This is a genomic window from Moorena sp. SIO2C4 (assembly GCF_010672485.1).
In the GTDB taxonomy this organism is placed as follows: domain Bacteria; phylum Cyanobacteriota; class Cyanobacteriia; order Cyanobacteriales; family Coleofasciculaceae; genus Moorena; species Moorena producens.
The window spans coordinates 1-9,839 of record NZ_JAAHGN010000166.1; the positions used below are offsets into that span (position 1 = coordinate 1).

General features: G+C 43.2%; 9 protein-coding genes, 2 tRNA genes and 1 other annotated feature. Of the genes, 3 read left to right on the forward strand and 8 right to left on the reverse strand.

Translation table 11 applies throughout. The annotated features are described in order from the left end of the window. The coding region (locus F6K20_RS11565; protein ID WP_287294748.1) for an FHA domain-containing protein at nucleotides 1–236 on the reverse strand (236 nt) is incomplete at its 3' end. Nucleotides 237–895: 659 nt separating this feature from the next. Between F6K20_RS11565 and F6K20_RS11570 the strand changes: the two genes are divergently transcribed. Continuing rightward, entirely contained in the window at nucleotides 896–1,759 is an 864-nt protein-coding gene (locus F6K20_RS11570) for a hypothetical protein (protein ID WP_287294751.1), read from the forward strand. A gap of 479 nt (nucleotides 1,760–2,238) precedes the next feature. Then, the gene (locus F6K20_RS11575; RefSeq protein ID WP_287294753.1) at nucleotides 2,239–3,798 is read left to right on the forward strand and encodes a B12-binding domain-containing radical SAM protein; all 1,560 of its coding nucleotides are present in this window, start codon (nucleotides 2,239–2,241) and stop codon (nucleotides 3,796–3,798) included. Nucleotides 3,799–3,972: 174 nt separating this feature from the next. Here F6K20_RS11575 and F6K20_RS11580 read toward each other — a convergent pair whose 3' ends face one another. From F6K20_RS11580 to F6K20_RS11610, 7 genes are all read right to left on the reverse strand, one after another. Further along, entirely contained in the window at nucleotides 3,973–4,608 is a 636-nt protein-coding gene (locus F6K20_RS11580) for a ThiF family adenylyltransferase (RefSeq protein ID WP_287294757.1), read from the reverse strand. A 4-nt stretch (nucleotides 4,609–4,612) separates the two neighbouring features. Further along, nucleotides 4,613–5,461, reverse strand: coding sequence for a hypothetical protein (locus F6K20_RS11585; RefSeq protein ID WP_287294754.1), 849 nt, complete (start codon nucleotides 5,459–5,461; stop codon nucleotides 4,613–4,615). A 60-nt stretch (nucleotides 5,462–5,521) separates the two neighbouring features. Further along, nucleotides 5,522–5,604, reverse strand: a sequence feature (23S ribosomal RNA rRNA prediction is too short). A gap of 530 nt (nucleotides 5,605–6,134) precedes the next feature. Beyond that, on the reverse strand, nucleotides 6,135–7,568 hold the full coding sequence (locus F6K20_RS11590; protein ID WP_287294755.1) for a vWA domain-containing protein: 1,434 nt from the start codon (nucleotides 7,566–7,568) through the stop codon (nucleotides 6,135–6,137). A 41-nt stretch (nucleotides 7,569–7,609) separates the two neighbouring features. Continuing rightward, entirely contained in the window at nucleotides 7,610–7,735 is a 126-nt protein-coding gene (locus tag F6K20_RS11595) for a hypothetical protein (RefSeq protein WP_008177514.1), read from the reverse strand. 491 nt (nucleotides 7,736–8,226) lie between these two features. Beyond that, nucleotides 8,227–8,292, reverse strand: a tRNA-OTHER gene (locus F6K20_RS11600). Between the two features lie 165 nt (nucleotides 8,293–8,457). After that, nucleotides 8,458–8,529 (reverse strand) — tRNA-Met (locus F6K20_RS11605). A 501-nt stretch (nucleotides 8,530–9,030) separates the two neighbouring features. Next, nucleotides 9,031–9,231 carry a hypothetical protein gene (locus F6K20_RS11610; RefSeq protein ID WP_008177509.1) on the reverse strand — a complete coding sequence of 67 codons (201 nt, stop codon included), beginning with the start codon at nucleotides 9,229–9,231 and terminating at the stop codon, nucleotides 9,031–9,033. A 224-nt stretch (nucleotides 9,232–9,455) separates the two neighbouring features. Between F6K20_RS11610 and F6K20_RS11615 the strand changes: the two genes are divergently transcribed. After that, on the forward strand, nucleotides 9,456–9,725 hold the full coding sequence (locus F6K20_RS11615) for an SDR family oxidoreductase (protein ID WP_287294756.1): 270 nt from the start codon (nucleotides 9,456–9,458) through the stop codon (nucleotides 9,723–9,725). The last annotated feature ends 114 nt before the right edge of the window (nucleotides 9,726–9,839 follow it).

The following is a 9,839-nucleotide window of genomic DNA, read 5'->3' on the forward strand; positions in this document are numbered from 1 at the left end:
TTATTGATCCGAGAGCCATCTGTGCTACCGAGGTCAGCAAAGTAATACTGTCCCCCTTGGCATAGGATTCTGGCATGTACACGACTAACTACAGGACTATCCAGAACTAGATCACAACTCGGGTGACGACCAATAAGATACTCACCTTGAATCCCAGTTTTCCGTTTCAGGGTTTTTTCCTGTAACTCGTTGCTTTGAGAGTTGATAAGTATAGTTTTCAGCATGTTTCGTGTCACTCCAGATTACCGCAATAATCGGTCAATTGTGTCAATTACTCAGGACTTACCCATAAACTCTGCCGCTAGGGTGCGTTAATAACACACCATACTATATAAGTGCGTTTGCGTTTGTTACTCAATTTGGCATAAGTCCTGGTAATGAACTATGAGAGGATGATCTATGCTAACTTCAGGTGCCCTTGACCTTGGCGAATTTAATTCGCCAAGGTCAAGGGCACCTAACAATTGAATTAACACTGGATACCAGCATCATACTTAGTACCCTTGACCTCTCGCAAAAGTTCAGTGAAGGCGCGCGTTCCAATGGGCAGGTAAACTGCCCTTGGGTCGCGCCTCTTGGACACATCGCTATATACTTATCAGGCTTTTGGTAATTTTTTATGCAACAGCATTTTCTGACGGCTGCATGCTTATAGCAGAAGTCAGAAGTCAGAAGTCAGAAGTCAGAAGTCAAACTCTTGCGCTTACAAAGGGTGTGAGACTTTTGTCATGTCCTAACTGCCCTGGCGACTGCTATACCTTAGAATCGCGACCAAAATTATTTCGCCGCTGAAACTTTTGATATCATCTAACGTCTGTACTAGTCAGCCAGAAGCTAGGGTATTTGATCATCCTAGCTGTTGACACTATTGATGTGTTCAGGAAGATTCATCTATATGAAATATCCGATGCGAGTGTTATTATCACTCCTGACCCTATGTACTATTGGCTTAGGGACTGATAAGGTATCTGCTGAATCGAATCGATGTGGCCAGATTCGTACTGTGCGTCGCTTGGCGATTAGCGAAAACTTAGATACCGATAATCTAGATACCCTAGAATATAAGTACTGTGGAAATAGTAACCGACGTTCATCAAGTATTCAGTCACCACGAAATTCCTCTCAAGATTGCTTCGACCTGACCGCCATGGCAAAACTAGCCAGCATGACAGAAGAGGGAAGAAGCTTTTTGGGTACGATTGAAAGTTTACAGCAAGTGATCTGCAACGGTCCTAGGCAAGGTCAGAGGTCTTCGTTAGAGTGGCCAAATGGGGAAACAGCCAAATCAGGGTCAAAATGGAAGTATCCCAACGGAACGACTGCCAAATTGGGGTCAAAATGGAAGTATACTAACGGAACGACTGCTAAATTCGGGTCACAATTGAAGTATCCCAACGGAAAGACTGCCAAATTCGGGTCATCAGGTTCATGGAAGTATCCTAACGGTCAGACTGCCCAATCCGGGTCACGTTGGTATACCCCTAAGGGTAGGACTACTTCAGTGGATAGTTTACTGAGCCAGGGTTGTAGTATAGTTGGCACTACAGAATGCGATCGCATCCTCACATACATCAACCGCGATAACCGGAATGGCTATAACCGGAACCGCTATGACCAGAATGGCTATGACTCGAACAGCTATTATCAATCGAACCGCTATTATGACTCGAACCGCTCTGAAATGACCAGCAGAGACAATTTCTTGCGGGATTTGTCAATCATGCAAATTCTAGACAGGCTGACTAGAGTAGCTGATTAAGCTTCAAGGAGTAACAAGCAGCCTTTTAAACTAGTAAGGGTTTCAGTCCCGAGCATTGCACTGGGTGTAAGGTTTAGTGAATAATTGCAGCCGTAATTAAAACCCTAGACTAGATTGATTGACTAGACATCTCCAGAAACTCGGTTTTGACCCAGGCAGTGCAAGGGTTTGAGGTTAATTTTTGGAGATGTCTACTTAAAATTAGTCTAGGCATTAGTTTATTATTACCTGTCATTGTTTACTGATAATTTTTTAGCCAAGTTGGGAGCTAAATAGAACTGGACACCCGTTCGGCCAGTAAGCATTAAGTACGTAGCACAGCCTTTGGCCAAAGGCCACGCTGTGCGAACGACGCTGTGACCTAACCCATAAGCTAATAGCTGAATACTGATAGCTCAATACTGATAGCTGATCGCAATCTTAATTAGGATGTAAGATCGCTATAGGCTATATGGCCACGTGTGTGAGGATTTCTCTAAATGCGAGTTTTATTACTGTATCCGCTATTTCCGAAAACGTTTTGGTCTTATGACAAAATCCTTGAATTAGTTAATCGCAAAGTTTTATTGCCACCCTTAGGTCTAATTACTGTTGCTGCATTATTACCTCAAGACTGGGAATTTAAACTTGTTGACCGCAATATCCGAGACGTAACCGAAGCAGAATTTGAATGGGCAGAGCTGGTGATAATCTCAGCGATGATTGTCCAAAAAACCGATGCCCTAAACCAAATTAAAGAAGCCAAACGACGTGGTAAATTAGTGGCATTTGGGGGACCTTATCCTACGTCTTTACCGGAAGAAGGAAAGAAGGCAGGGGTAGATTTTCTAATCCTAGATGAAGGAGAAATCACCCTACCGATGTTTGTAGAGGCTTTAAAGCAGGGGGAAACTAGTGGAACCTTTCGCACTACAGAGAAACCCGATGTAACTCAAACCCCCATTCCCCGCTATGATTTGTTAGAGCTTGATGCCTATGATTCAATGTCAGTGCAGTTTTCGCGGGGATGTCCTTTTCAGTGCGAATTTTGTGACATAATTATTCTCTATGGCCGCAAATCGAGAACAAAGAAACCAGACCAGCTTCTCAAGGAATTGGATTATCTGTATGAATTAGGCTGGCGGCGTGGTATCTTTATGGTGGATGACAACTTTATTGGGAATAAGCGTAACGTTAAACTATTGCTGAAAGAGCTAAAAGTATGGCAGAAAGAGCATCAGTATCCCTTCCGATTTAATACTGAGGCATCTGTAGACCTAGCTGCAGATTCAGAATTGATGGAATTGATGGTAGAGTCTAACTTTGATGCTGTATTTTTAGGAATTGAGACACCGGACGAAGAAAGCCTTAAACTAACTAAAAAATTCCAAAACACTCGCAGCTCTCTAACGGATGATGTAGATAAAATAATTCGTGCGGGATTGCGACCAATGGCAGGGTTTATTATTGGTTTTGATGGAGAGAAAGAAGGAGCCGGTTCCCGTATTATTAGTTTTGTTGAACAGGCTGGTATCCCTACAGCCATGTTTGGCATGTTACAGGCTTTACCCAATACTGCTCTATGGAATCGTTTAGAAAAAGAAGGACGTTTGCGAGATAACACTAAAAAAGATATCAATCAAACCACCCTAATGAACTTTGTTCCTACTCGTCCCATTGAGGAGATTGCTCAAGAATACATCGAAGCATTCTGGACGCTATACGACCCTGAACGCTATATAGACCGAGCCTATAAATGTTTTTTAAAGCTTGGCCCCCCTAAATGCAAAGCTCCATTCAAAATGCCAGAGTTGGTAGATTTGAAAGCTTTGGCGACTGTAATTTGGCGTCAAGGGTTTAAGCGCAGTACTCGCTGGAAATTCTGGCATCATTTATTTGGTATTTTCAGGCATAATCCAGCTGTGTGGGAACATTACCTTACTCTATGCGCTCACAACGAACACTTTCTCGAATATCGTCAAATTGTCCGGGATGAAATTGGAAGACAGTTAGTTGATACTAATCCTAAGTTGATGGATAAAGAATTAATAGAGATATAGCAATTATCAGCAACGTTTGAGGGACTTAAGGCAAAAGGCAAAAGGCATGCAAAAGGGAATAGCGATACAACGCTACTCCCTATTACCTATTACCTATTCCCTCTTATATCTTCCCTGTTCCCTGTTCCCTGTTCCCTGTTCCCTAAAACACCAAGGGAAACCTAGATCACAGAATTATAATATGGCCTTGATAGTTAAATCTCTCAAGGTGAAAGTGAAATCTAGTTTTTTGGTTGTGCTAATAAATTCAATGATGACTTCAGTAGCAACTGCTGTAGTCATCAGCACTAAATTCCGAGCTAATGGATAATCACAAACATCATCATTAACTGGGGAAGGCACTCGATAATTTTCATTCCAAATGATTTCACTATAGTCTTCTGCTAACCCAACATGAATACAAGGGGTTTGGGAACTCTCACAGTAATCTTTTACGGCTTGACGAGCGACACTGTTATCAAAGGTATCAATGACTAAAGTAGAATTAGTCAGTAATTGTTTGGTATTAGCTTTAGTTAATTCTTTGACCTTAGCTTCCAATTTTACCCCAACCGCTTGGTAGAGAGAATGGGCGAGGATTTTGGCTTTATGGGCACCAATATCAGAGCGATAGTAGGGTTGGGTAGAAAGATTGCGCTCTTCAATGCGATCGCAATCAATAACCTTGAGCTTTCCAAACCCTGAACGAGCTAAATTTTCGGTAATATTTGCTCCAAGTGCTCCGGCACCACACACGGTCACGGGGTAGTCACGTAACTGCGCCATGACTTGGGAGGTACGGTAGAGTTGTTCGTGGAAAAAAATTGACATCATCCTAATCCCAATTATCTCGTGCCTCAATCACCCCAACCAAGGACTGTAAATCAAAATCGCGATCGCGTCCACTCAGACAAATCCCGGAACTGATTACAGTCAGATCCTGTTTAGATATGGCTGATGTGTGGTGTTCACCGTTAGCAGTGGTCCATTGCACCTGCCAGAATTCTCCCCGGTCATGGAACTGTTGCAGTGCTCCCCCACCCATTTCCAAAGCTTGCTCCAGCCTTCTGTGATCGTGTTGATGCTGCCTTTTATCTTTAAACTCTTTAGTCTGTTGTGTTACCAAGTCATAAACTATTCTCATTTCTGGGGTCACCCCCTTTAAATCCAGTTCTTCAGGTGGTGTTACTTGCTTTAACTGCTCTGTGAGTTGTTCTGCTAGTAAAGGATCTCCCTTACGGTCAAGCTGCTGAAACCACCAAGCCTTACCATCCCCACGAGCTACCACTTGTTCAAAGGCTACCCCGCCCTCTACCAGATGGACAGCAATAGGTTTAACCGTGCCAAAGCGCTGACGAGCATCGGATTCATTGACTGGATACCCTAGCCAGGTCTTTCCCGACAATTGATAAGCTAGTCGTAAACGCAACGGTTGGAGCAGTTGCCAATAGTCCTCAAGTTGAAACACATCTGGCTCTTCTATCACAGTTGCGACTTGATCGCTGACTGGCTGAAAAATACCCCATCCTTCAAACTTACGAGGCTTAGGGGAGAAGGTATAAATCATTCCAGCAACACGAGTTCTTACCCTTCCCCCACGTACACAGGGAGCGAGGAATTGATTTTCACTCAGTTGCGTTTCCTTTGCAGCAATTTGATTGATGAGGTCGAGGATATTTGCCATGATCCTGCTCGATTGTATTAATAATGTGCAAGTCGCCAGAGCAAAAGCGTTCGTCACTTAGAAGGAACTCCGCCGGTGAGTTACTACACACTCTTTAAATGATGGCTACTTCTAAGCCCACATTCCGGGTTCTTCGCGCCTTCCTCGCTTCACGCCCGTTACGTTAGAGTAACGGTACTATTCCTCTCGTACTATGTATGTAAGCTCTGGCTGTTAGGGCACACAAGTCGGTGAAATTTATAGAGGTGCGGATTCCAAACTTATAAGCCAAGTTTGATCCCAAGATTAGACTGGGTGACTGGATATACTGCTTCATCAGGAGTTATCAAGTCAGTCCAATTCTTAGAGGTGCAACTACTTATAGCTATCTAAACCTTGTCAAACATTATCCATTGTTTTATAATTAACTAAGTTAGTAACTTGTTTAACTTCGGAACACTACCGCCCAACGAAGAACTAAAAGCGAAGGCAGCTGGTCGTAAGTTAAGCGACGTAAAATAATGGACTGAGTGAAGTTACAGTGCGGTTTGAGAGTAGGCAGCAGAGCCTCCATTAATAAAATTAGCGCAATGCTTTTGGCATTGCTTTGTCGGCAACAACCATTAGTTTTCACGCTTTGCTATACCATCGTCTTATCTGCTTGTGAGTAGGTTTGTACAGGTTAAATGTTGCACTACTTATCATTTCGCACCGGTAGCGGTGTATCCAGAATCTCCATCAATAAGTCTAGCCGTGATGGACGAGTCATCAGTGGAACCAGGTTTGGTAGAGAATAGTAATCTCCAGCAAAGGTAAAGGTTTCTACTGGCACCTGTTGCTCCTTGAGTTTACTTTCCACCCAGTCGTAGGAGTAACCAACTCGGACAATAATCACATTGGGCATCAATCCCAATTCACGAGAGTAGGTCTTGTAAACCTTACCAAAGTAAGGTGCTGTGTTTTCACCTTCATCGGTAACCAAGATAATCTGGTCAACCGCCTGCTTCCGAGAACGCATTACTTCTAAAGCACAACCAATGCTAGTCCCACCCCCTGCCTTGATGTGCCTGAAGGCACGTTCCCAGTCACTCAACTTTTTTCCTTGAGCCTTAACTGGGTAAGGCATGGTATCGAAGGCATACACAAACAGCTCAGCTTCAGTAATACCAGAGATTAGGGCTGCCAGCCGCTTACCAACTTCAATGGCTTTGTCCATTGAACCGGACTTGTCCACTAGTAGAGCAGTGGGCTTGGTAATGGTACCTTTGCGCTTTACTTGCTCATTGGTAACTTGTTTTAACTTAGCAAGAGTTTGAGTATCTAACTGAGCAGCCTCAGCGGCAACTTGTGCCTTGAACGCAGAAACGCGATCGCTTGTCTGTGCCTGTTCTAGCTTTGCCTCAATCAACTCCTTGACCTGTGGGTGTTCCATCGCACCCCGCCCTTGGAGGGATTTGAGATTATTAATTACCTCTTGGGGTGTCATGGAATTAATTAGCGCCACCAAAACCGTAGGAGTGACAGAGCGCACAGCACCAATGGCGATGGTGTAGGGAATCTTATGTTCAACAATCAATTGCGCCTGTTCAGCAGCAGTTTCAGTTTTCGCTAACTGCTTCAGTATCCAAGCTAAAGAACCTTCTGGAGGATTGTCCTTAAATAATACAGCATCTGCTCTAGAGCTAGGCTTAATATGTAAACTAGCATAGAGATGCTTCATCGCCTTTCGACCCCGCAATGCTGCTCGGTCAAACAATGCTGGAGTTTTTTCCCGTGTTTTAAGGTAGCGCCGCACTGCTGTTCGAGCCGAACGAGGCACCTTATTGCGCTGCTGCTTCATGAAATCCACTACTCGTGCCACCTGGTATGGTGGGAATTTTTGCAGCATCACAAAGCCAGCATCTCGGTGTTCGGTCAAATTGCTAGTCAACAAATGACCTAGAAACACTTCTTTGTGGTCCCGGACATCCCCGTGACCCTCGTACCAAACGGCTAAGTGACCGTAAAAAATTGGGTCAAGTTCTACCATCAGTTGGTGCAATTCTGTCACTTGCTCCAGCTTACGATGGGGTGTAGTTAATAAACTGTTTAGTAATTCTAAACGCAGGTCACGCTCTTCAGTTTTCATAGGATTAACCTCCTATGCTCCTATGTAATTTCTGGACAAATCTATAAGTTATTTGATTGTTTGGTTGAAAGTTGGTTGAAGGTTGTTTGGTTGAAGGTTGAAGGTTGAAGGTTGTTTGGTTTACTAAAACCAACAAAAATGCCACCATTAATTAAATAATTTATCATCCCAATAATAATAAAATTAATGGTGGCTATTACTACCTCATTTAAATCATTAATCGTGAATAATAATCTAAATTAATTAACAATGATAAACTAATAATATCTGTAATTAATTTTAAATTATTCCTATAGCAAGCCTAAATTAATTGTCATAATTTTGAACCGAATTTATCTACTCCTTACTCCCTACTCCCTACTCTCTACTCCCTATTCCCTGTTTCCTTTGCTATAGAAGATTGAATCAATCCGCGCAAGTTCAGAAAGCCATTGTTTCACACACGGGATTTGAACCCGTATATACTTGAACAGAATCAAGTGCCTTACCATTTGGCGAGTATGAAAGCTTTCCGGGTCAGGGCGCGAAGGTGACTCAGTGAATTTTTAAAATTGTTTGGTTATGGCAGTGAAAACGATTAGAATTAGGGTCCCCGCGCAAGTCAATAAAGCTTTTAATAAAATGATGCTCTATCCATTTGAGCTACAGCGGCAAATAGCGCCACTGATAGGATTCGAACCTATAACCTTCCGATTCGTAGTCGGTAGTATGTAAGCTTCAGCGGTTAGGGCGCGGGGGTAAATTTGTAACACTTGCTTCTGTGCAAGTTAATACAAAATTGATAGGAACTTATAATAGTTTTTTAACCAGTACTTTTATCACTCTGTAGCATAATTTGGAAATTATTCCTAGAAGGTTGAATCAATCGCGCAAGTTCAGAAAGCCGTTGTTTCACACACGGGATTTGAACCCGCATATTCTCGATGATGAGTCAAGTGCCTTACCATTTGGCGAGTATGAAAGCTTTCCGGGTCAGGGCGCGAAGGTGACTCAGTTATTTTTTAAATTGTTTAGTTATGCCAGTAAAACCACTCTAATTGCACTAGAATTGGGGTGCCCGCGCAAGTCAATAAAGCTTTTAAGAAAATGATGCTCTATCCATTTGAGCTACAGCGGCAAATAGCGCCGCTGATAGGATTCGAACCTATAACCTTCCGATTAGTAGATCGGTAGTATGTAAGCTTCAGCAGTTAGGGCGCGGGGGGAAATTCCGAACAATTGCTCCTGTGCAAGTTAACAAAAGCTTTATAGCAACTTACGACCGTCCTCACCAAGCATGGCTTAGCAGTGGACACGCACGCCAAATCTCTGTAAGACAATGGCTTAGTGCTCGCGCTCCTCGGTTACCCGAGTTCGCTACCTTAGGATCGTTATCTGTGTGTAGGCTTCTTGAGATTAGGGCACAGGACAAAAGGTTTAACCTTTTAACACCTTTTAACCATAAACCTTTTAAGCACAAACCTTAACCATAAACCGCTTCAGGTCTTATAATCAGATTGCGGTTGGTACTGCGGTCAATGACATAAGAGGTCAAGCGCTCTGGGGCTACATCAAAGTACTTCGCGAGTTGCTGTTTAACAGCGGTATCGTTCATACTTTTGGCTATACCCAGCTGACCTTCAGCAATGTCGTAGGAACGACCTTCAAACCGAACATGAATCATTGGGCATCCCTCCTTGTAGCGTGATGTTTTCTCTTTGACCTTACTTTTATACTACATGCATATTACAAACGTGTCAAGTCCTTGGCAAAAAATTTTTTAGGACTTAGGCATAACTGGGATATTTGACTTATTTAACCCTTAAAAGCAGGCAGATTCATTAGACCTTATACTAGCGATTGAAATTAACTTTAAGCAAGCAATAGATGAGCAACTTTAAGGATTAAGTGGCACTAATCACAGGATCTTCCTCTGGCATTGGAGCAGCTCTTGCTCATGAATTAGCCCGTCAAGGAGCCAATGTGGTACTCCTAGCTCGGCGAGCAGAACGATTAGAAGCCATAGCTTCACAAATTGATCCCAACGGTCAACGTGTACTTGCTATGCCCTGTGATGTCACGAAGGATGGTGAGCTTGATCAAGCGGCAACCTTTGCCCGTAGTAAGTTTGGCAAAATTGATATCGTGGTTGCTAATGCTGGCTGGTGCAACATTTAACCTCTCTAAACCTACCCATCAGCAGGAATGATCTGTATAGCACCAGGTGAAAACCTGGTGGTTGTTGCCGACAAAGCGCGGATCATTATGTTCCGCGCGCCATTCCAATCCCGT